The 21,635-nt window shown below is 47.5% G+C and carries 16 protein-coding genes; 8 read left to right on the top strand and 8 right to left on the bottom strand.

The annotated features are described in order from the left end of the window. Nucleotides 1-21: 21 nt before the first annotated feature. On the bottom strand, nt 22-1,377 hold the full coding sequence (locus ACOIT5_RS08885) for a glutamine synthetase family protein (protein ID WP_423130111.1): 1,356 nt from the start codon (nt 1,375-1,377) through the stop codon (nt 22-24). Between the two features lie 407 nt (nt 1,378-1,784). Between ACOIT5_RS08885 and ACOIT5_RS08880 the strand changes: the two genes are divergently transcribed. The 5 genes from ACOIT5_RS08880 to ACOIT5_RS08860 all read left to right on the top strand — a co-directional run bounded on the left by ACOIT5_RS08880 (nt 1,785) and on the right by ACOIT5_RS08860 (nt 8,232). After that, nucleotides 1,785-3,974, top strand: coding sequence for a glutamine synthetase III (locus tag ACOIT5_RS08880; protein WP_423130110.1), 2,190 nt, complete (start codon nt 1,785-1,787; stop codon nt 3,972-3,974). Between the two features lie 281 nt (nt 3,975-4,255). Continuing rightward, nucleotides 4,256-6,256: an OmpA family protein gene (locus ACOIT5_RS08875; RefSeq protein WP_423130109.1), complete on the top strand. Its 2,001-nt coding sequence runs from the start codon at nt 4,256-4,258 to the stop codon at nt 6,254-6,256. Between the two features lie 53 nt (nt 6,257-6,309). Beyond that, the gene (locus ACOIT5_RS08870; protein ID WP_423130108.1) at nt 6,310-6,843 is read left to right on the top strand and encodes a hypothetical protein; all 534 of its coding nucleotides are present in this window, start codon (nt 6,310-6,312) and stop codon (nt 6,841-6,843) included. Nucleotides 6,844-6,850: 7 nt separating this feature from the next. Continuing rightward, nucleotides 6,851-7,336 carry a pyridoxamine 5'-phosphate oxidase family protein gene (locus ACOIT5_RS08865; RefSeq protein ID WP_423130107.1) on the top strand — a complete coding sequence of 162 codons (486 nt, stop codon included), beginning with the start codon at nt 6,851-6,853 and terminating at the stop codon, nt 7,334-7,336. Between the two features lie 173 nt (nt 7,337-7,509). Beyond that, nucleotides 7,510-8,232, top strand: coding sequence for a hypothetical protein (locus tag ACOIT5_RS08860; RefSeq protein WP_423130106.1), 723 nt, complete (start codon nt 7,510-7,512; stop codon nt 8,230-8,232). A gap of 104 nt (nt 8,233-8,336) precedes the next feature. Here the strand turns inward: ACOIT5_RS08860 and gltX are convergent, their stop codons facing one another. Next, nucleotides 8,337-9,860, bottom strand: a complete 1,524-nt coding sequence (gene gltX / locus ACOIT5_RS08855) for a glutamate--tRNA ligase (protein ID WP_423130105.1) — start codon at nt 9,858-9,860, stop codon at nt 8,337-8,339. Nucleotides 9,861-10,054: 194 nt separating this feature from the next. Here gltX and ACOIT5_RS08850 point away from each other — a divergent pair, with 194 nt between their 5' ends. Continuing rightward, a complete protein-coding gene (locus ACOIT5_RS08850) occupies nt 10,055-12,208 on the top strand; it encodes a S46 family peptidase (RefSeq protein WP_423130104.1) in 2,154 nt (717 codons plus the stop codon). A gap of 109 nt (nt 12,209-12,317) precedes the next feature. Here ACOIT5_RS08850 and ACOIT5_RS08845 read toward each other — a convergent pair whose 3' ends face one another. Beyond that, on the bottom strand, nt 12,318-13,898 hold the full coding sequence (locus tag ACOIT5_RS08845) for a carboxypeptidase-like regulatory domain-containing protein (RefSeq protein WP_423130103.1): 1,581 nt from the start codon (nt 13,896-13,898) through the stop codon (nt 12,318-12,320). Between the two features lie 3 nt (nt 13,899-13,901). After that, nucleotides 13,902-14,291, bottom strand: coding sequence for a BlaI/MecI/CopY family transcriptional regulator (locus ACOIT5_RS08840; protein ID WP_423130102.1), 390 nt, complete (start codon nt 14,289-14,291; stop codon nt 13,902-13,904). 441 nt (nt 14,292-14,732) lie between these two features. Between ACOIT5_RS08840 and ACOIT5_RS08835 the strand changes: the two genes are divergently transcribed. After that, nucleotides 14,733-16,010, top strand: coding sequence for a glycosyltransferase (locus ACOIT5_RS08835; RefSeq protein ID WP_423130101.1), 1,278 nt, complete (start codon nt 14,733-14,735; stop codon nt 16,008-16,010). Nucleotides 16,011-16,020: 10 nt separating this feature from the next. Next, complete coding sequence (locus tag ACOIT5_RS08830; protein WP_423130100.1) at nt 16,021-17,826, top strand: CDP-glycerol glycerophosphotransferase family protein; 1,806 nt, start codon at nt 16,021-16,023, stop codon at nt 17,824-17,826. On the opposite strand, the gene ACOIT5_RS08825 is transcribed toward ACOIT5_RS08830, so the two are convergent. From ACOIT5_RS08825 to ACOIT5_RS08810, 4 genes are read right to left on the bottom strand one after another with little or no spacing between them, the layout of a single operon-like run. Then, a complete protein-coding gene (locus ACOIT5_RS08825) occupies nt 17,810-18,325 on the bottom strand; it encodes a KdsC family phosphatase (RefSeq protein ID WP_423130099.1) in 516 nt (171 codons plus the stop codon). The two genes, ACOIT5_RS08830 and ACOIT5_RS08825, sit on opposite strands and share 17 nt — an antisense overlap. Then, nucleotides 18,322-19,365, bottom strand: a complete 1,044-nt coding sequence (locus tag ACOIT5_RS08820; RefSeq protein WP_423130098.1) for an N-acetylneuraminate synthase family protein — start codon at nt 19,363-19,365, stop codon at nt 18,322-18,324. The genes ACOIT5_RS08825 and ACOIT5_RS08820 overlap by 4 nt, the downstream gene beginning before the upstream one ends. Beyond that, complete coding sequence (locus ACOIT5_RS08815) at nt 19,362-20,117, bottom strand: cytidylyltransferase domain-containing protein (RefSeq protein WP_423130097.1); 756 nt, start codon at nt 20,115-20,117, stop codon at nt 19,362-19,364. Before ACOIT5_RS08815 ends, ACOIT5_RS08820 begins: the two co-directional genes overlap by 4 nt. Then, a complete protein-coding gene (locus ACOIT5_RS08810; RefSeq protein WP_423130096.1) occupies nt 20,110-21,597 on the bottom strand; it encodes a lipopolysaccharide biosynthesis protein in 1,488 nt (495 codons plus the stop codon). Before ACOIT5_RS08810 ends, ACOIT5_RS08815 begins: the two co-directional genes overlap by 8 nt. Nucleotides 21,598-21,635 lie beyond the last annotated feature (38 nt).

Here is a 21,635-nt window from a genome sequence, read left to right as displayed (position 1 = left end):
GGTCGGAATAATCAACTGTTTTTAAATGATTTCGAAATATCTTTTCAATTCCCAATCGGTCACTGCTTTTGCAAATTCGCGCCACTCCCATTCGCGTGTTTTGGTGAAATGATCGGTAAAGGCTTCCCCAAAAAGCTCGTTGGCAATCGGGGATTGGCCCATTCGTCGGGCAGCATCCAGCAGGTTTGCCGGGAGTTTGACGAAATCTTTTCTTTCGTATGCATTCCCGTTTACCTCGGGAATATCCAGTTTCAGGTTGTTTTTGATTCCATACAAACCCGACGCCAGCGACGCGGCCATGGCCAGGTAGGGATTGCTGTCGGAACCGGCCACGCGCATTTCCAGCCGGGTCGATTGTTCATCGCCGTTGATTACCCGGACTGCGGTTGTTCGGTTGTCGTACCCCCAGGTTACCGTGGTCGGCGCCCATGCCCCGTCGCGCAAACGCTTATAACTGTTAATGGTTGGCGCGTACATCGGAAGAATGTCGGGAAGACAAAGCAATTGTCCGGCCAGGTAACTCTGCATCAATTCACTCATAGGCGCTTTGGGATTACCCGAGTAAAACAGGTTCCGGGAACCGTCGGTATTCCATAGGCTTTGGTGGACATGCCCGCTGCAACCCGGAAGCTTCTCATTCCATTTGGCCATAAAACTGGCCACGATGCCGTGCCGCGAAGCAATTTCTTTCACGGCTGTTTTAAACAGGGTAGCTTTGTCGGCGGCGGCCAGGGTGTCGTCGTAACAAATGGCCGCTTCATAAACACCCGGCCCGGTTTCGGTATGTAAGGTTTCCAGTGGAATATCGAAGCCGGCCAGCAAATCAAACAAGTCGTTAAAATAGGCCTGGTACAAGGTTGGGCGAAGCTGGGAGTACCCAAACATGCCCGGCGAAATCGGGACCAGCTCCTGATAAGCTTTTGCCGCCAGCTCGTTGGGTGTGCCAACAAAGTTGAACCATTCGAATTCCTGGGAAAACATTCCCCTGTACCCCAGTTCATGAGCCTGGCGAATGATTTTTTTGATCAAACTTCGGGGACAAACCGCCACATTATTTTCCCCGTTATCAAAATCACCCAAAAAATACGGAATATGATGGTCCCAGGGGATCGTGCGGTAGGTATCCAGGTCGATCCGGGCTCTTTTATCCGGATAACCGGTATGCCAACCGGTAAATTCAACCTGATCATAACAGGCATCATTGGCGTCCCAGCCAAAAACAACATCGCAGAAACCGACCGTAGCATCGGCAATTTCTTTGAACTTATCAAGATGCACCGTTTTTGCCCGGAGGATCCCGTCAATATCACAAACGGCAAATTTGATCTTCTGATGCCCCGCCTGTTCAATCTTTTTAATGATATCGGTCTTTCCCATTCACAAAAATGCTTTACTTACTACATCGTACTACGCAAACATCAAATTAAAGATATTAGCCGGTTTTTACCAAAACTAATGTAAAAATATAACAATCCGGCTGTCTCCGGCTAAATGAAAGATTCCATTCCTAAAAACAACATTATTGATAATTACAGTCGGTTTTCCACGGATGATTTCTTCGATGAATCAAAAATTCCGATTTTTCAAAATCAGAGAAAATATTCGAAATAAATATGGAATTTCAATAGATATTGTAAAAAATTGGAGGTATTCATCGAAAAAAATACATAAAATCACACAAAAACTATAAAAAATTAGAGGTTAGCGTTAAATTGTCTTATTTTTGAAAGATCAAAAGTTCTCGGGAAAAATCAACTTATTATAATCACTAAAATAAATCCAATATGGCTGAATTTCGATTTAAAGCGCTTCAGGAAGTATTGTCGCGCGTACCGGTTACGGTGAAACGTGAAGACAACCTGATTTCTGATTTTTACAGCATCCACGTGTTTGACCGCCTTAAGATGAAAAAATATTTGTCGAAGGAAGCGTATAAAGCCGTGACCGATGCAATTGACAGCAGCGCTCCGATTGACCGCAAAATGGCCGACCAGGTAGCGCAGGGCATGAAAGCCTGGGCGACCGAAAACGGAGCGACCCATTACACCCATTGGTTTCATCCGCTGACCGACGGAACAGCTGAGAAACACGATGCGTTTATTGTTCACGGTGAAGGGGGCGGAGTGGTTGAAGCTTTCTCCGGGAAGTTGCTGGCCCAACAGGAGCCGGATGCTTCTTCGTTTCCCAGCGGAGGCATCCGCCAAACCTTTGAAGCGCGCGGTTACACCGCCTGGGACGCATCGTCGCCGGCTTTTATTGTTGACGGGACCCTTTGTATCCCCACCGTATTTATTTCATATACCGGCGAAGCGCTCGACTATAAAACACCTTTCTTACGTGCAATCAATGCCATTGATAAAGCCGCCACGGATGTATGCCAGTATTTCGACAAAACCGTGACCAAGGTGCAGACGAACCTGGGCTGGGAGCAGGAGTATTTCCTGATTGATGAAGCCTTATACATGGCCCGTCCCGACCTGGTACTTACCGGCCGTACCTTGATGGGGCATTCTTCATCGAAAGACCAGCAGTTGGATGACCACTATTTCAGTTCAATTCCTACCCGGGTATACCGGTATATGGAAGATCTGGAAAATGAAGCTTACAAGTTGGGCATTCCGCTGAAAACCCGCCACAACGAGGTGGCTCCGAACCAGTTTGAGGTGGCCCCGATCTTTGAGGAAGCCAACCTGGCCAACGACCACAACCAGTTGCTGATGGACATCATGAAAAAGATTGCCCGCCGGCATAAATTTCAGGTCCTTTTTCACGAAAAACCATTCGCGGGAATTAACGGCTCCGGGAAACACAACAACTGGTCGCTGACCACCGATACCGGCGTTAACCTCTATTCGCCGGGCAGAAATCCGAAATCGAATCTGCAGTTCCTGACCTTCGTGATCAACACTATGAAAGCTGTTTATGACAACCAGGACCTGCTGCGCGCCAGTATTCTCACCGCCAGCAATACCCACCGCCTCGGAGCCAATGAGGCGCCTCCTTCCATTCTTTCTGTTTTCCTGGGATCGGAAGTAAGCAGTATGCTCGACCTGATGGAAGAAGCCGTGGTGGACCGTAAAATGACACCGGATGAAAAAACAGCGCTTAAACTGAACATCGGCCGGATTCCGGAAATCATTTTAGATAACACCGACCGGAACCGAACCTCGCCTTTCGCCTTTACCGGCAATCGTTTCGAATTCCGCGCCGTTGGATCTTCGGCGAACTGCGCCGCCGCAATGATCGCGCTGAACACGGCAGTTGCTGCCCAACTGGTCCGGTTTAAAAATGAGGTGGACGGCCTGATTGAGAAAGGCGTGAAAAAAGACGAAGCTATCTTCCAGGTACTGAAAAAGCTGATTATCGACTCAAAACCCATCCGTTTCGACGGGAACGGCTACAGCGAAGAATGGGTGCAGGAAGCGGCCAAACGCGGTTTAACCAACATCAAAAGTGTGCCGGAAGCGCTTACGGCCTATACCCGCAAAGAATTTGTGAAATTATTTGAGGAACAGGACGTACTTACCGAAAAAGAACTGAAAAGCCGGGCCGAGGTTGAATACGAAAAATTTACGATGAAAATCCAGATCGAAGCCCGCGTACTTGGCGACCTGGCCATTAACCACATTGTGCCCACGGCTGTTCAGTACCAAACGACACTGCTCACCAATGTCCGGAATATGAAAGAGGTATTCACTGCCGATGAATTTGATCACCTGGCAGCCGGCCGCCTGGAACTGATCCGCGAAATCGGCGGACATGTTTCTTCCATAAAAGCAAAAGTAAAAGCGATGGTCGAAGCCCGGAAAGTAGCCAACGTACTTGACGATTCAGTAGAAAAAGCCAAGGCATACGAAAAAACAGTGATGCCTTACCTGAACGATATTCGTTACCATATTGATAAGCTGGAACTGGTTGTCGACAACGAGTTGTGGCCGCTCCCAAAATACCGCGAATTATTGTTTGTGAGGTAATTGCCGTATTTTTGGTTGTATTCAAGCAGGAAAGAACCCCATTCAGCGAAAGCTGATGCCGGTCGGACCTTTTTGATACAACCTCTGCTTTTATTTGCCGCCCTCTGATCCTGCTTTTCTCCGGGAACCTGGTAAGAAAACTTTTTGTTGGAGGAAGGTCTGAATCAGGGAAACAGTTCATTTCTAAAATGTCGGGACTTTTTCATACTTTATCGGTAATCTGTCCGTTTTTCCATAACAAACAAAATTGCGTATTTTTAATGCTCTAATCAGCTGTATTCATGAAGCCATCAATTATCGCCGTTACCTGCATATTCGCTGTTTTGCTGATTATGGGGGCCTGCTCATCCCGGAAAATATACCATGCCGGCGCATCATCCTACGAAATGGGAGAGTATTACCGGGCAGCAGAACGGTTTCGCAAAGCTTACCGAAAAGAGAAAGATCCCAACCGGCGGCTCGAAATGGCTTTTCAATCGGCAGAAGCTTACCGTAAAATAGCCGATTACTCCAGGGCTGTTGTCTGGTATAAAAATGCCATCCGCCGCGGGTATCCAAATGATAAGATATTACTCCACTACGCCGATTGTTTGCGGGCGTCGCGGAACTTCGACGACGCCGCGGAAGCCTACCGCCAATACCTGGAATCAGACCCCGGGAATGTCCAGGCGCTGAACGGCCTGGAAGCCTGTCAACTGATTCCGGACTGGGATGCCAACCCGACACGTTTTGTGGTAAGCCCGGTCCGCGAGTTAAACTCACGGTACAGCGATTATGCGCCTGTTTTCGTGGGAGGGAAAGGTAACGAAATTTTGCTGACTTCCATGCGCGAAGGAGTGACCGGGAAAAGACAAAGTTCGATTACAGGTGAGCAGTTTGCCGATTTGTTCCGTTCCGAATTCCAGCTTCAGAAACAAAAATGGAGCGAGCCCAAGCTGATTGATGAATCGGGCATCATCAACACCCAGGAAGAAGAAGGAGCTGCAACCCTCTCATCAACCGGCGATCTTATGATATTTACCCGGTGCCGGTACGAAAAAAATAATCACATGGGCGCGGAATTGTATTCCACCAGAATGTCGCGGGGCGATTGGTCGGATCCGGTGTTAATTCCACTGGCAGGCGACAGCCTGATTGCCGCCCATCCGGCCTTGTCGCCCGACGGAAGTATTTTGTATTTCGTCTCCGACCGGCCGGGAGGTTTTGGCGGGAAGGACATCTGGATGGCCCAGAAAGAAGGCGGAAATTTTTCGAAACCGGTTAACCTGGGCCGCACCATCAACAGCCCCGGAAATGAAGTTTTTCCGACGGTTGACAAAAACGGCGTCCTATACTTTTCATCCGATTATCATACCGGAATGGGTGGCCTGGACATTTTTAAGGCTCAAAAAGATGAAAACGGGGAATGGCAAATCGAAAATATGAAAGCGCCTGTAAACTCGTCGGGCGATGATTTTGGAATGGCTTTCGAAAGTTCGGACGAGATCCGCGGCCTGTTTGCATCGAACCGGAAAGGCTCGCGAAGCGACGATATTTATTCTTTTTACCTGCCTCCAACCGTCTTTCGGATGGCCGGCGAAATTTACGACAAAGAAACCGGGCAACGAATGGACGGAGTCCGGCTCCGCGTAATCGGCACCGACGGCACCAACCTGAGGATGCGGGCCGATAACGGGAAATTTCAACTGAAGCTAAACCCGGAAACCGAATATGTGTTTGCCGCTTTTAAAGAGGGATACCTGAATGATAAAACCCGGGCAAGCACGGTTGGATTGGAAGACAGCAAAGATTTCCGGGTCGATTTGTACCTCACCCCCACCGATGCCCCCATTCGCGTCGACAACATCAACTATGCCTTCGGATCGTGGGAATTATTGCCCGAGTCGCTGCATGCGCTCGACACCCTGGTTCAGCTCCTGGAGTTAAACCCGACGATCGTTATCGAACTGATGGCGCATACCGACCATGTTGGTTCCGAGCAGTTCAACTTTGATTTGTCGCAAAAGCGCGCGCAGTCGGTTGTCAATTACCTGATTGAACAAGGAATTCACCCGGATCGGCTGGTTGCCAAAGGTTACGGCGAAACCTGGCCCAAAACCGTTACCCGGGAACTGGCCCGTCAGTATGATTTTCTGAAACGGAACGATGAACTGACCGAGAACTTTATTAACGGGCTGCCGCCCGAACAACAGGAAATAGCCAAAGGCATCAACCGGCGAACGGAATTCAGGGTGCTGTCGACCGATTTCCGGGAAACATTTTCTCCCGAACCGGAAAACTGACGGCAACACATGACCCGTCGCCAAAGCATCATTAAAAAAGTCATATACCTGATATGAAAAACGATGGCTCATTACAACCGAAAAAATTAATCATCCTGTTTCTCATCACCGTTTTGGTTGGCTGCACAAACCGGAACCCAACGGCCGAAAAAACGGAAATTCACAACACGGATTCAGTCGATCAAAGCCGTTCAGCAGAAAACAAGCTGCTTTGGAAGTATGACTGTATGGCCGACAGCATTATCCAGTTGAACAAAGTCGGCGCTGATCGTTTAAATCCCAGTGCATTAACCGGCATTCTTAACGCAAGCTATGTGGATCAGGTATTGCTTGAGTTTGTAAAGATCTCGCACGACACCATCTATATGAAAATCGACAACAGCGAGGTGTTGACACAGCAAATGGGGACAACCGGCGCATTGGAGTACCTGATTTCGGCTACCTTTACCCTGACCGAACTAAAAAACATCCGATACGTAAACTTCGATTTTGAATATGGCGACCACGCCGAACCGGGCACCTACGACCGGCAAACGTTTTGGAACTGGATAGCTGCCAATAAAGAATTAAATTTGATAAACCGATAAGCACACGATGATGATTTATTCAAACTCAACTGTCAGACGGCAAGACAGGTTACTGGATGAACAATCGGCAGACCGGCTGCTGATAAAAGGCGAATATGGAATCCTGTCGATGCATGGTGAAAACGGCGGATTGTATGCCGTCCCGATCAATTACGCCTGGGATGGGCAGGAGTCAATCTATTTTCATTGTGCACCCGAAGGAAGAAAGCTTCGTTGCCTGGATAGCTGTAATACGGTTTCATTTTGCATTGTTGGCCGCACAAATGTTGTTTCCGAAAAATTCACCACCGAATATGAGAGCCTTGTTTTAGAAGGAAAAGCATACCGAAACCTGCCCGACGACGAACGCATGAAAGCATTGGAACTCATCCTCGACAAATACTCGCCCAATGACAAAGCTATCGGGATGAAGTATGCGGAAAAATCATTCCGTCGGACGGAAATCGTCAGACTTGATATCGACCGATGGTCGGGTAAGTGTAAAATATCCTGATATTTTACCTGTTATCAACAAATTAGAATTTTTATTTAAAAAGAACGCAACCATTCTTTCCGTCGCCCCATCTTATACAGCATAAAAAAGAACCGTCCTTGAGGGGCGGCCCTTTAAATTCAAAACCGGATTAAACCGGTTAACCAGTTATTAACAAATCAAATGTATTAAAAATGGAAAGATTTAGAAAATTGTTTGCAGGTATTATTTGCCTCTCAATCGGCGTTTTTACCCTAGTATCGTGCAATGATGATGATCCGGATCCGCTTCAGGCCATCGTCGACGTGATGATTCAGGACATCAAAACAGAAGAAGGAGTAAAATACAGTGTGGTTATTTATGCAACTGCCAATTATGAATTGAAATCGGCAAAAGTAACAGCTCCGGGTGCAGGTGGCGAGGTATACAATTTAACGGCCTCGGCAGATAAACGTTTCTTTATGTTTACGCCTGATGAGGAAGATTACACCGATGAATTACCGGTAAAAGGAGATTATACCTTTGAACTGACTTCGCTCATCGACGAAAAAATAACCGGCAAAGACGTTCTGGGCGACGAAGACCTGGAGCCGATTATCATTAAAACGGCCGCCATGAACTCCCAGAAATTAAAAACAACCTGGGACAAGGTTGATGATGCCGATGCTTACCTGGTAAGGCTTTACACCGCCAATAAATCAGAAATTTTATACTCAAGTAATCTCCTGGCATCCAACCAGGTTGAATATGAGTTTGGCGCTGCCTCATCGGGCTGGGCAAGCGGAAAATCGCCCGTTACCGATACCAACTACCTGGTAGAGCTGTGGGGTGTACGATTCGAAACCGGTGTAACCATTGACAAAGCAAACAATGTTCAGTTTGTGACTATCGACTCTAAAACAATTAAGTGGGAATAGTCATCAGAAAACAGGTTAGATACCTCAAACCCGGTCGGACTGGCCGGGTTTTTCTGTCTTTATCCGGAAGGGCTTATTGGTCTGATTTCAAAAACCCCGTTTTTTTAACCAATCAGCCGGATGGCTCTTTCAATGCGACCGATCGTTTCGTCTTTGCCAATCAATTCGCAAATATCAAACAAATCGACCCCCTGACTGCTGCCTACAAGCGCCAGACGAACCGGCGCCATTACCGCCCCAAAGCCCCAGCCTTTCTCGTTCATAAAAGCAGAAAAGATTTCCTTGATCTCAGGCGCGGTCCAGCTTTCAATCGTTTTGAAGAGCCCGGTAATGGCGCTTAGCTTATCAGGTGTATCCTCCTTCCATGTTTTACTCACGGTTTTTTCATCGTAAGTTTTCGGGGCTTCAAAAAAGTAGTTCCCCTGCTGCCACAAATCGGCCACGAACTCGCAGCGTTCTTTGATCAGCCCGATCATGCGGAGCAATTTTTCGTCGTCAACCTGAATATTTTTAGCTGCCAACATGGGTTTAAACTGTTCGGACAACTCTGTTTCGGTTTTTTGCAGCAGGTAATTCCGGTTGAACCATCTGGCTTTTTCAGGATCGAAGCGGGCGCCCGATTTCACTACGCGCTCCAAGCTGAAACTATCAATCAGTTCATCCATCCGGAAAATCTCCTGTTCCGTTCCGGCATTCCAACCCAACAAAGCCAACAGGTTGATAAAAGCTTCCGGGAAATATCCGTCTTCACGATATCCACGAAATACTTCACCCGATTTTGGATCGGTCCACAACAGCGGGAAAACCGGGAATCCCATTTTATCGCCGTCGCGTTTGCTGAGTTTTCCCTTTCCGGTTGGTTTCAGGATGAGCGGTAAGTGGGCAAACTGAGGCCGGTTGCCTGACCAGCCCAGTGCTTCGTATAATAAAATATGCAAAGGCATAGACGGGAGCCATTCTTCGCCCCGGATCACATGGGTAATTTTCATCAAATGGTCGTCAACCACGTTGGCCAGGTGGTAGGTGGGCATACCGTCGGCTTTAAACAACACTTTGTCATCCAGCTGGTTGGTATTGAACTTCACCTCTCCCCTGATCAGGTCTTTTTCAACGACTTCTTTATTTTCGGGCATTTTGAAACGAATAACCCAGAGTTCGCCTGCCTGAATTTTTTGCCGGCATATTTCGTCCGGCAGGGTCAGCGAGTTTTTCAGTTTCCCGCGGGTATGCACGTCGTACGAGAAAACCGTTTTATTTGCTTCGGCTTCGGCCCGCAACGCATCCAGCTCTTCCGGGGTGTCAAAAGCGTAGTAAGCATTTCCGCCTGCGAGCAACTGGTCGGCATATTGCCGGTATATGATTTTACGCTCACTTTGCCGGTAGGGGCCCAACTCTCCCCCAAAGCCCACGCCCTCGTCGGGCACCAGTCCACACCATTTCAACGATTCGATGATGTATTCTTCGGCTCCTGGCACAAAACGGGTTTGGTCGGTATCTTCGATCCGTAATAAAAAATCGCCACCCGACTTCTTTGCAAACAAATAATTAAACAAGGCAGTACGCACACCGCCCATATGCAGTGGTCCGGTCGGACTTGGGGCAAAACGAACTCTTACTTTTTGTTCCATTTTATCGTCTTCAAATTTGCCTGCAAAGATATGGATTTATCGCCTAAACTGTAATGCGCAAAAATAAACGATACGTATTAAGGCGGAATGAAAGTATACCGCATTTTTTAAATCAGCATTGCTATATGACAGATATCTATATCTTTGCAGTTTCAAAAAGCGAATCAATTTATTAATGACTGAATAGAGAAAGAATGAAGAAGATTTTTCTGGTAGTTTTAACCTTTTCCCTGTTTTTGAACGGATCGGTTAAAGCAGATGAGGGTATGTGGCTACCATCACTGATTCACAAATTAAATATCAGTGAGATGCGACAAATGGGGTGTGAATTAAGTGCCGACGAGATTTACAGCGTCAACAATTCGAGCCTGAAAGATGCCGTTGTAGCGCTTGACAGGGGTTCGTGCACCGGCGAGCTGGTATCGGCCCAGGGTCTTTTATTAACAAATCATCACTGTGGTTACGGCGAAATCCAGGCCCACAGTTCTGTTGAACACGACTATCTTCGGGATGGCTTTTGGGCAAAAAGTTATGACGAAGAGTTGCCTAATCCGGGGAAAACCGTTTCCTTTTTAGTTCGTATGGAAGATGTTACCACCCGCGTACTCGACAGCCTGGAAGAAGGGACCAGCGACGAAAAACGTCAGGTGGAAATTCACAAGAGATCATTCGAAATCCAAAAAGAAGCCACCGAAGGAACCCATTACGATGCCAAGGTACAATCCCTGTTTAACGGCAACCAATATTTCCTGTTCGTTTACGAAACTTTCCGCGATGTGCGCCTGGTTGGAGTTCCTCCGGCATCAATCGGCAAGTTTGGCGGCGATACCGACAACTGGATGTGGCCCCGTCACACCGGCGACTTCACTTTGTTTCGCGTTTACTGCGGACCCGACGGCAAACCGGCTGATTACTCGGAAGAAAATGTTCCTTTCCAGCCCCGGCACCACCTGCCTGTTTCGCTGAAAGGTTACGAAGAAGGTGATTTTGCGATGGTCATGGGTTTTCCGGGAAGCACCAACCGCTACCGTTCGTCGTTTGGCATTGATTACACCATGACGGTGACCAACCCGGTGCGCGTGGAGGTTCGTAAAGCCAAGCTGGATATTCTGAAAAATTACATGGGCACCAGCCAAAAAGCAAACATCCAGTATGCTTCAAAATATGCCCGCAGTTCGAACTATTACAAATACAGTATCGGTCAAAACAAAGGCCTGGCTGCCCTGTCGGTCATCGAAGGCAAAAAAGCCATTGAAGATGAATTTACCCGGTGGGTGAACGCCGACGAAAAACGAATGGCGGCTTACGGCGAAGCGCTCAGCCTGATTGAAAAATCGTACAAAGACCTGGACGATGAAATTGCTTACGAATATATGGCAGAAGCCATGTTGCGCGGACCTGAGATCTTTTATTTCAGTTACGGAGCCAAAGGTTTGTACGAAGCGCTGAAAAAAGGCGACAACCAGGAGCGTATTGACCTGAATGTGCTCCGGCTGGGACTTGATCTGCATGACTATTTTAAAGACTACAATGCCGAAACCGACCAGCAGATCGTGGCTGCTTTATTCAAAATTTATGAGAAAAATGTCGTTTCCATTTACCATCCCGGATTCTTTAAAGAAATCAAATCGAAATACAAAGGAAACATCGACGCTTACGTAGCTAAAATGTACGAGAAAACCATCTTTGCCAGTCAGTCAAAAATGGAAGCCTTCCTGAAAAAACCCGATCTGAAAATCCTGGAAAAAGATCCGGCGTTCCAAACGGCGATCAGTATTTTTGATATGATGTCGGTCATTGGTCAGGCAACCAACAAAACGATGGACGACCTGAATAAAGGGCAGCAGTTGTTTATTGCCGGGCTGATGGAAATGAACCCGGACCGTCATTTTTATCCGGATGCCAACTCAACCCTGCGGCTGACTTACGGAACCGTGGGCGGTTATGCTCCGCGCGACGGCGTCGAATATGACTACTATACTACGCTGAAAGGATATATTGAAAAGGAAATTCCCGGAGACGATGAGTTTGATGTTCCTGCCCGTTTGAAAGAACTTTATTTTGCAGGCGACTTTGGCGATTACGCCGATAAAGACGGCTTGCTGCGTACCTGTTTTATCACCAATAACGACATTACCGGCGGTAATTCCGGAAGCCCGGTGATCAACGGCAAAGGCGAACTGATCGGTATCGCTTTCGACGGAAACTGGGAAGCGATGAGCGGCGACCTGGCCTTCGAACCGGAACTGCAAAAATGTATTAATGTCGACATCCGCTTTGTGTTGTGGACCATTGATAAATTTGCCGGCGCCAGGCATTTAATTGATGAAATGACGGTTGTGAAGTAACCGCATAGAATCCAGAAAAAAGCTGTCTCCTGTAAAGCGGGACAGCTTTTTTTGTTACGCAAATTTATTCGTCTGCAAAATGATATCTTTTCCTGGTTGATCAGCGGCGCTAAAATTCAAGCTCCATCGCGTAATTCACCGGAACCGCTCTGCCTCGCTGTTTTCCAGGCGACCATTTCTCCATACCCGAAACAATCAACATCAGCGCTTTGGCAGACGCATCAGTCGTTTTATCGAGTACCTGGATGTTGGTTACTTCACCGCTTTCGTTCACGGTAAAACCAACAGTAGCTTTCCCCGACAGATCCTTATTTTGTTCTTTCAACTCTTTTTGCCGGGTCTTTACATATTTTCCCAGTCCATAAAATCCATTCGGGTATTTTGGAAGTTCTTCCACCACGATAAACAGTGCATCTGTCCCATCAGTCGGTTCAATGGGAGGAGCGGGAGGTGGCGGAGGAGGAGGCATTTCTCCTTCGAGGAACATGGTTCGCGTGTCAATTCCGATGACTGCTTTTTTCATTTGGAACTTCCATTCGTAATTCTCTTTGCAGGAAAGCTGAGCCTGGATGGTCTCGTAGCCGACAAAGGAAATGAACAGTTCGGCGCCTTTCTCAGGAATGCGGAGCGAAAACGCTCCGTTTTTGTCGGTCACGGTTCCCACCGTAGTTCCTTTAATAATTACCGAAGCTCCCTGCAAGGGGTCTCCGGAATCGTTCATTACTCTGCCGCTTATTTCCACGCTTTCGCTTTGAGGGATCAACTGGTTGCTTTCGGCGTTATTGTCTGCTTGCACCGAAACCACAGGTTGAAGTTCCGGCTCGGCGAAAGCGATCAGTAAAACCGCCAAAACCGGTATTCCACAGGCCATTCGAAGCAGCTTCTTTTTAGGTGTTTTTTGTTTTGTCATCATGTTTAAACGGGTTGGGCCAAGGGCAAAAGTCAGGCTGTTGGTTATTCCGATCACCTGCATGCCCATTAGCTGGTTAATTAATAGTACCTGATACCTGACGGGTGAATGGCCCCGGGTAAGTACACCTTTATCAGCCAGGTATTCATGGTTTTGTTTAATGGCCTGTTCAAACAGCCAAATCACGGGATTGAACCAGAGAATGACTGTGAACAGCTCTATGAAAAGCAGGTCGACCCAATGACGCTCGCGAATGTGCACTTGTTCGTGAGTCAGAATGTCGTTGATTTCTTCCTGTTTGTGATTGTTCGGGTTGATGAAAATATGGTTGAAAAATGAAAACGGAAGTTGGTAACGGCTCGTTTCGTGCAGGTAGAATCCGTCTTGCTTGATTGATTTGCAGCGGTATATCATCCGGACAGGCCCTAAACATTGCACAACCAAACGTAAAGCGAAAACGGCAACACCCAAAAAGTACACAAAGCAAAGAATGACAGCCCAACGAATCCCGGAATCTCCACCCAAAGTCAGATCCTCAGCGGTTTCAATCTGCTTAAAAGCCTGTCCGAAATCCAGAAATACAGGTTGATGGGCCTGGGCAACCGGAACAGCGTATTTGACGGGGAAAGCTGATACCAGCATAGCCAGCAAAAGCGTGATCAACAGAAAAAAACGATTGGCCTGAAAATGCGTCGATTTTCGAAGCAATAACCAATAAAGCAGGTAAAACAGGCCGACGGCTACTGAAGCCTCCCACAAAAAACCGAACAGACGTTCCATAGCTTATTCTGATTGAGATTTATCTCCTTTTAGTTCTTCTTCGGCCTGTTTCATAATGGCTTCCAGGTCGGCGATATCCAGTTGGTTTTCCCTGGCAAAAAAAGTGGCCATCTTCGGGAACGACCCGTTGAAATAGTTTCGCAGCAGCGATGAAAATTGAAATTTAGTGTACTCCGTTTTACTGACAGCCGGGAAGAAAAGATTCGTGTTCCCTACTTTTCGGCGACCTACAAAACCCTTTTTTTCGAGTACCGATAAAACAGTGGCCACCGTCGTATACGCCGGCTTCGGATCGTCAAACTGATCCACCACCTCTTTTACAACTGTTTCGCTGAGTTTCCAGATGATTTGCATGACTTGCTCTTCGGCTTTTGTCAATTGTTTTAGTTCCATTTCAACTTACATTCATTTGTTCTACTACAAATGTAGTAATGAAAAATCAGAATATTACTATTTCCATAGAAAAAATACTATAAAAATAGTATTCTGTAACTATATCGCTGATAATCTGACACAAAATCAAGCAGATAGCAGATTTATCAATGGTTCAGTCAGGAACCTGATACGGGTAGGATATTTCTTTGGGCCAACTTCCTTCCGTCCCGTACGGGATGGTATAAATCGCTGTACCGCGGCCTTTCTACCCGTATTTGGCGCCTGACGGCGCTTACCAGATTTCATCCTTGTTATATTTCCGCCAGTGACATGATAAGACGCCGTAAGTCATTGCAAAACAAATGTTTTGAGACTTCGTAGAATTTTGCCGTACACCCGGGCAAATTTATTTGGACTGAATCGCCGGAAGAATATTACTTTTGCAGGAAAACAGAACCGGTGAAGAAAGTATTAATCATAAGCTATTACTGGCCACCCTCAGGCGGAGGAGGGGTACAACGGTGGTTAAAATTTTCGAAATACCTTCCTGAATTTGGATGGAAACCCTATGTTGCCGTCCCCGAAAACCCGGAATACCCGGTGAGCGATGAAACGCTCTCCCGCGAAATTCACCCGGATATCGTGGAAATAAAAATTCCCATTTGGGAACCCTATCATTTGTTCCGATTATTTACCGGGAAAAAAAAGGACGAGAAAGTCAACTCCGGTTTTCTTAAGAATTCCGAAAAACGAAGCCTTACCGAGAGAATCAGCTTGTGGCTCCGCGGAAACCTGCTTATCCCCGATCCGCGGGTATTTTGGGTCGGACCGGCCTTCCGGAGGCTGAAAAGGGAAATTTCGGTTATAAAGCCCGACTGGATTATCACTACCGGTCCGCCGCACAGTGTTCATTTAATCGGACTGAAATTACACCGGCAATTCGGTATAAAATGGATGGCCGATTTTCGTGATCCCTGGAGTACCATTGATTACCTCGACTGGTTTAAACCAACACGCCTGGCCCGAAACTTACAGGCGCGGCTCGAGCGGAAAGTGTTGAAAACAGCCGATGTGACCATTACCGTCAGCAAGAACTGGGCTGCCGAACTCAGGAAACTGGGCGCAAAAAATGTCGCCGTCATCACCAACGGCTTTGACGAAACCGACTTTAAAGAAACATCTGTGCCAAAACCGGATCAATTCATCCTGACGCATACCGGTCTGATCTCATCATTCCGAAACCCCTCTTCGCTGTGGACTGTTTTGGACCGGCTGTGTGAAACGAACCCCGGTTTTGCGTCGAAATTCGAACTTCGCCTGATCGGTAATGTCGGGCCGGAAGTAATCGACGAAATCAATCAAAAAACCGAATTAAAGAAACATACCCGCTTTAAAGGTTACCTCTCCCATCAGGAAGTTTTGCAGGAATATGCCGAATCGTCGGTGTTGTTGTTATTGCTGAACCAATCTGATAACGGAGCGGGCCATATCCCCGGGAAGTTCTTTGAATACCTGGCGGCACAAAAACCGATCCTGGCCCTTGGCGACACCGAAGGCGATGTTGCCGGAATTCTGAAAGAAACCGGAAACGGGCAAATCGTTGATCCGCAGCATGTTTCTGACGCAGGTTCTTACATCCTTTCGCTCTTCAATAACGAAATCACGCTTGAGCCCTGCCGTCCGAAAACCTATTCACGAAAATCCTTAACCGGCGTTTTAGCCGGAATTTTGAATTAAATCATTCGTTATGGACAAACGCCTGCTGATCAGTCGCCCTCTTTCACCCGCCGAATTGACGGAAGTAACCCGAATACAGCAAAATGGCGGAACGATCTATATCACCCGTGCCGGTTATTACGAAGGAGGGATTCTGGTTCCGGAACTCAGCCCGGAAGAAAAGAAAACGATCAACTATCAAATTCTGGAAGATATCTTGTCTTTTGGTGATTTGCAGGCAGACAATCAGAACCTGATTGATCTTTTGAAATTCGGATCTTCCAACATTTGGCCCTATCATAAGTTCAGTATTTATTTTTCCGTTCTCAACCTGTTTTACGAAATCAGCCGCATACAACACCTGATGGACGACAAAAGCCCTTTCGTCTGGTATGGCGACCGTTCGTTAACACCCCTGGCAGCTATCTTCACCTGGATTGACTTTCGTTACAACACAACAAAAAAAGACAGGCTAAACATCCCGGTCTTATTCAGCTACACCCTGGTAGTCTTTTACCGGCTGTTTATCCGGCTCATTTCCCGAAAGAAGCTTACTGCCGGCTACCTGATCTATTTCGCGGAAAAGCAGTCAACCGTTCTTAATTTAACCGATTTAAGGCCCGGAAAAGGGCACCATATCCTGGAATACTTAATCACGGCAAGCGGCTCTGAATTCGGACTGTTGACAGAGGTGATCACCCCAAAGCTACGCGGGCATTCGGATTACAGTTTTAACACGAACCTTTTAACACGAACCTGGTCGGGGAAAAAGAAAATTTTTGCAGATTCTCTCCTGCTGCCGGCGCTGGCCAATAAATCCGTCAGGCAAGAGGTGGCTGCCGTTGAACGCGACTTGCGAAAAGCCTACGAAGTTCTCTCGTCGTCGCAAACCAAGCTTTCCCTGAAAATTGCCGCTGCCGTTTTAAGGTCGCTGCATCCAACAACACGCTTTTATCTTTTCAGGTACTTCGCGGCCAGGCGGTTTTTCCTGAAAACACCGGTAAAAGCCGTCATCGCTTCCGACGAAAACAGTCCCTTGCCGCGTTCCATTCTCGACGCGGCCAAAAGTTGCGGGATAAAAACCGTCGGCATACAACACGGAACCATACACGACCTGCATCCGGCATACCGGTACACGCCCTACGACCGCGATCACAACATCATGCCCGACCTGACACTGGTCTGGGGAACATTCTGGGAGCAATTTTTAATTGAGAAGGCCAATTACCCTTCCGGTTCGGTGGCTGTTACCGGCCAGTTGCGCACCGATATCATTCCCCGGTTAATTCAGCGCCACCAGGAGTTTGCCCTTTCTTCAAAAAGGGTCATTTTCGCATCTCAGCCCCAACGCGACCCGAACCTGCGGTACCAGGCTGCTTTCGATGTGTTTTCGGCGATTGCCCGTTTGGAAAACTGCCGCCTGGTTTTACGGCTGCATCCGCGCGAGTTTGCCGATGTTGACTACTATACGCAGATCGCTGCCGAGGCCGGATGCACAAACTACGACATCGACATCAGCTCGGATTTGTATACGCTGATTGCGTCCTGCGATCTTTTAATTACCTGTTTCTCAACCGTTGGCGCCGAAACCATTTATTTCAACAAGCCTTTGATCGTTTTGGATCATCTCCGTCAGGATATTCAGGGTTACGTGAAGGCAGGAGTTGCTTTTCATGCAACAAACCGGCAGGAACTGGAGCAAACGATCGCGGCTGTACTTTCGGGGGAGAAAATAATCGATCAAAACAAATACGATGCGTTTATTACCGATTATGCTTTCCGGATTGACGGGAACGTGGCCGGCCGGGTCATTGACGCGATCACTTCGCTGAAGTAGCTGCCAGGTATTTTTCCATGGCAGTTTCCAACATATTTTCCTCTGCCAGAAGCTGTTCCACAAATTCGCGGAAAGCCCCTTCCCCACCCTTTGCAGTCAATCTTCGCCGGGTATACCGGTCCATGTATTTCGGCGCGTCGGCCGGGACGGCGCTGTACCCAACCGCTTCCAGTACGAGGGCATCGTTCAGATCGTCGCCGATAAAGGCAATTTCGTTGAGTGTAATTCCAAGTTCCAGGGCAAGTTGGCGGACCACCTCCAGTTTATTTTTTACGCCCATCCTCAGGTATGGAATTTTGAGCTTTTCAGCACGCCGCCTCACAATCTCCGTATCCTCCCCGGTAATGATGCCGGCCGGTATGCCGAGCAAACGAAGAAAAAGGACCCCGCCGCTATCGGAGGTATTGAATTTTTTCCACTCATTCCCGGTTTGGTCGTAGTACATGCCGCCGTCGGTCCAAACCCCGTCAATATCTGTAAGCACCAGTTTTATCTTCATGGCCTGATCATTGTTGGATAAATAATTTCATTCCGAGGAATATCTGCGGTGGCCGTTTTTCCGATGACTTCGTGTACTTCAGCCCATTTATAGCCATCGCCGGGGCTGAGCAGGTGAAGGTCTTTTTCACCGATCACCTCTCCTTTTCTGATGTCACGGGCCGAAGCAACCGACCTTTCGAGTTTGACCCGGCTTTCCGCAACAACATCGCTGACCGAAAGGCCATAGGTTCCCTTCGCCATCTCGATATTCCGGATGTCGCGTACCATCCGCCAGATTCCATCCGGTTCAAGCGAACCGCGATGATCGGTTCCTTTCATTTTCCGGTCGAGGGTAATGTGTTTCTCTATGATTTCGGCCCCCAGGGCAACAGCAACCGCCGGAACCATAATCCCGATGGAATGGTCGGAATAACCAATCGGATAAGCAGGGTAATGGTCTTTCAAAAACCGGATGCTTTCGAGGTTAATATTTCTGTATTCCGACGGATATTGCGACAAACAATGCAAAATGCTGATATCCGAATGATAACGGGTAATGATATCAATTGCATCGTCAAGTTCCTTTTTCCCGGCCATGCCTGTTGACAGGATGATCGGGATCTTTGTTTCGGCCATGGCCTGCAAAAGCGGCAGGTTGGTTAAATCGCGCGAGGCCACTTTCAGTTTGTCGGGTGCAAAATAGCGCATTAAACTCAGGCATCCTTTGGCGCAAAGTGTTTCGACCACATCCAGTCCTTTCGCCTTGGCGTAACGGTACACCTCAAAATGTTCTTCATCCGATAATTCGAGCGCCTGCCGGTGTTCGCCGTAGGTTTTTCCGAATGAATTCGGATTATCATACGGCTTCATCATGGCCGATGCCGAAAGTTCCTCGTTCAGGTCGCGTTTGGTCATTTTAATGGCATTCATCGGCGCCAGCGACTCGCCGAATAAATAGTCGATAACCGGTTTGGTCACCTCGTCGATTAATTTTTTGGCAATTTCCACATCGCCATTATGGTTTTGACCAATTTCACCAATGATATAGGTTGGCTTCATTTGCTGTTCTTTTCAATTTCAAGGTTCATTTGTTGCAGGATTTCCGGATGGGCATCCAAATAAGCGACAATTTCAGGAATTCCAAAAGTACCTTTTTGCCGGCTTAATTCGGCATAAATTTGTTGTTGCATGGCAAAATCGTTGGGCGTATCCAAGGTCAGGCGAATATCGCTTCGATGAAAAATCAGTTCGGGAGCCGGCAGAAACTGAAGGTCGAAACGCCCGGGATGACCGTATATATAGTTCGTGACGTGTTCAATGTACAATTTGTCGCTTGTCAGTGAGGCTACTTTCCTCAGCGTATCCAGTCGGGTCATCTCGGCAAAAAAACCGAAGTGAGTTTTTATGGACGGACGTTCGCCGCTAAAGCGGAAGCTCAGGTAATCCGACGGATGTTTCGTAAATGCAGAAATCAACTGATTGACGGCCCCGGCATCCAAAAACGGATTATCGGCACAAACCCGCACCAAACGGGTGCATCCGAATTTTTCAGATGTCTGTATAAACCGGTCCAGCACATTTTCTTCCGATCCCCTGAAAATCCGGATGGGGAAAGCGGAAGCTTTTTCGGCCAGCGGGTCATCAGCCGGCGAATCGGTCGTTGCGAGTATAACCGGAACGGCACAGTTTTTCAACAAACGTTCGATCAGGATTTCGATAATACTTCTCCCTTCGAAAAATGGCAAAATAACCTTTTCGGGCATTCGGCTTGAGCCGGTTCTTGCCTGGATGATGATGGCTGTTTTATTCATTGGTTCTCTTTTTAACCCGGCTCAGAATTGATTTAATCATTTTGCTGACATCTTCCGAAACCGGGACGAACAGCAGAAACAGGCCTGTTGCAACCGACACCAGGACGCCCCGCAACAAAATATCCCAAACAAAATACTGCTGCGGAATCAATTCAACCAGAAAATACAAACCGGTAAAAAAAGCCGCCACGAGCAGGTATTTGTAATTAAACGGCTGCATCCGGTATTTCAGGTATAAAAAATAAAAACGCATCAGGTTGTTCAGCAACAGGGCGATGGCGATGGCTATGGCAGCGCCGGTAATCCCCCAGATCGGAATACATACGTAGAGTAAAGCCACGACCAAAACAACAAGGATGCTGATAAAATATAAAGCCACCCGGTAATGTTTCGAGTAACCGATGACATGGCCGTTGGCTCCGGTCATCATGTCGACCAGGTAGCCCAGGCCGACAAAGAAAATCACCCAGCGCGACTGGTTATATTCTTCGCCCAGGATGATCAGGATGTTATCGATATTGGTCCAGATGCCCAGAAACAGAAAGCTGCCGATTAAAAACTGCGTGATACAACTTTTATAATAGATGGATTTTACCTGCTCGACATCATCCCTGGCCCAGGCATCGGCAATCAGCGTGCCCGAGATTTTGAGCAGGGGGCGCGACGGAATGACCACCAGGGTGCCAAAATAAAAAGCAACCGTGTAAATTCCGGTGTTTCCCAGATCGAGCATCTCGTTGATCATGATTTTATCGATCTTGAAAACAACCATCGAGCCTAATCCCCCCAATACCGAATAAAGCGCCACGTCGATCAGTTCTTTCCTGAATGCTTTGTTGATAAACTTCAACTCGGGGCGAAGGTGCAGTTCGCCGCGGTAATACAGGAAAAGCAGGATGAAAATCCCCTTCAGGCACACTACCAGGGCATACGAAATAATCAGTTGGTTCAGGTTGATCAGCCGGAAGATAAAAAACAAGGTGATCAAAAGAATCAGTACGCGCTGAAAAAATTCCTGCAAAAATGTGCCGGTTACCGCGTCGTACAATACTTTATTGTAAGTATCGAAAAGCGTAAAGATCATCGTGAAAAAGGTCAGCGGAACCAGCAGATACAGGTAATCTGCAAAAAGTTTCGAGTCGTCGAGGTTCGCTTCAATCAAAACCGGCGAAAACAGGGTATAGGCGATCATAAACAACGAAAAACCAATGGCCATGAAAATGACGGTGATAAATAAAAACCCGTGATGCCCGCTTTCCCGGTCCCTGAAGTGCGGAAAAAGCCGCGCAGTAACTCCCTGAACGCCAAGCAAGGCAAACTGTCCAAACAAGGTTGAATACGCCACCAGCAAACTGAAAAGCCCGATCGTGTCTGTTGTCAGGTAATTGGGAAATAAATAGGAGGTGGTGACAAATCCGATTATCGTCCCGAAATACGACCAGAAACTCCCCCGTATGGTTTGTTTAATGATAATGCCCATTTATGCAGGATTCCGTAATTATTTATTTATTTTTGTTT

The sequence above is a fragment of the Gaoshiqia hydrogeniformans genome (assembly GCF_049347105.1).
Taxonomy (GTDB): Bacteria; Bacteroidota; Bacteroidia; order Bacteroidales; family Prolixibacteraceae; genus Gaoshiqia; species Gaoshiqia hydrogeniformans.
Note: the sequence above shows the minus strand (reverse complement) of the source record. Positions and strands in the feature narration are given on the sequence as shown.

Excerpts from the sequence above, each read along its gene's own strand:
- ACOIT5_RS08885 (WP_423130111.1), bottom strand. The coding sequence starts at position 1,377 with ATGGGAAAGACCGATATCATTAAAAAGATTGAACAGGCGGGGCATCAG.
- ACOIT5_RS08880 (WP_423130110.1), top strand. The coding sequence starts at position 1,785 with ATGGCTGAATTTCGATTTAAAGCGCTTCAGGAAGTATTGTCGCGCGTA.
- ACOIT5_RS08875 (WP_423130109.1), top strand. The coding sequence starts at position 4,256 with ATGAAGCCATCAATTATCGCCGTTACCTGCATATTCGCTGTTTTGCTG.
- ACOIT5_RS08870 (WP_423130108.1), top strand. The coding sequence starts at position 6,310 with ATGAAAAACGATGGCTCATTACAACCGAAAAAATTAATCATCCTGTTT.
- ACOIT5_RS08865 (WP_423130107.1), top strand. The coding sequence starts at position 6,851 with ATGATGATTTATTCAAACTCAACTGTCAGACGGCAAGACAGGTTACTG.
- ACOIT5_RS08860 (WP_423130106.1), top strand. The coding sequence starts at position 7,510 with ATGGAAAGATTTAGAAAATTGTTTGCAGGTATTATTTGCCTCTCAATC.
- gltX (WP_423130105.1), bottom strand. The coding sequence starts at position 9,860 with ATGGAACAAAAAGTAAGAGTTCGTTTTGCCCCAAGTCCGACCGGACCA.
- ACOIT5_RS08850 (WP_423130104.1), top strand. The coding sequence starts at position 10,055 with ATGAAGAAGATTTTTCTGGTAGTTTTAACCTTTTCCCTGTTTTTGAAC.
- ACOIT5_RS08845 (WP_423130103.1), bottom strand. The coding sequence starts at position 13,898 with ATGGAACGTCTGTTCGGTTTTTTGTGGGAGGCTTCAGTAGCCGTCGGC.
- ACOIT5_RS08840 (WP_423130102.1), bottom strand. The coding sequence starts at position 14,291 with ATGGAACTAAAACAATTGACAAAAGCCGAAGAGCAAGTCATGCAAATC.
- ACOIT5_RS08830 (WP_423130100.1), top strand. The coding sequence starts at position 16,021 with ATGGACAAACGCCTGCTGATCAGTCGCCCTCTTTCACCCGCCGAATTG.
- ACOIT5_RS08825 (WP_423130099.1), bottom strand. The coding sequence starts at position 18,325 with ATGAAGATAAAACTGGTGCTTACAGATATTGACGGGGTTTGGACCGAC.
- ACOIT5_RS08820 (WP_423130098.1), bottom strand. The coding sequence starts at position 19,365 with ATGAAGCCAACCTATATCATTGGTGAAATTGGTCAAAACCATAATGGC.
- ACOIT5_RS08815 (WP_423130097.1), bottom strand. The coding sequence starts at position 20,117 with ATGAATAAAACAGCCATCATCATCCAGGCAAGAACCGGCTCAAGCCGA.
- ACOIT5_RS08810 (WP_423130096.1), bottom strand. The coding sequence starts at position 21,597 with ATGGGCATTATCATTAAACAAACCATACGGGGGAGTTTCTGGTCGTAT.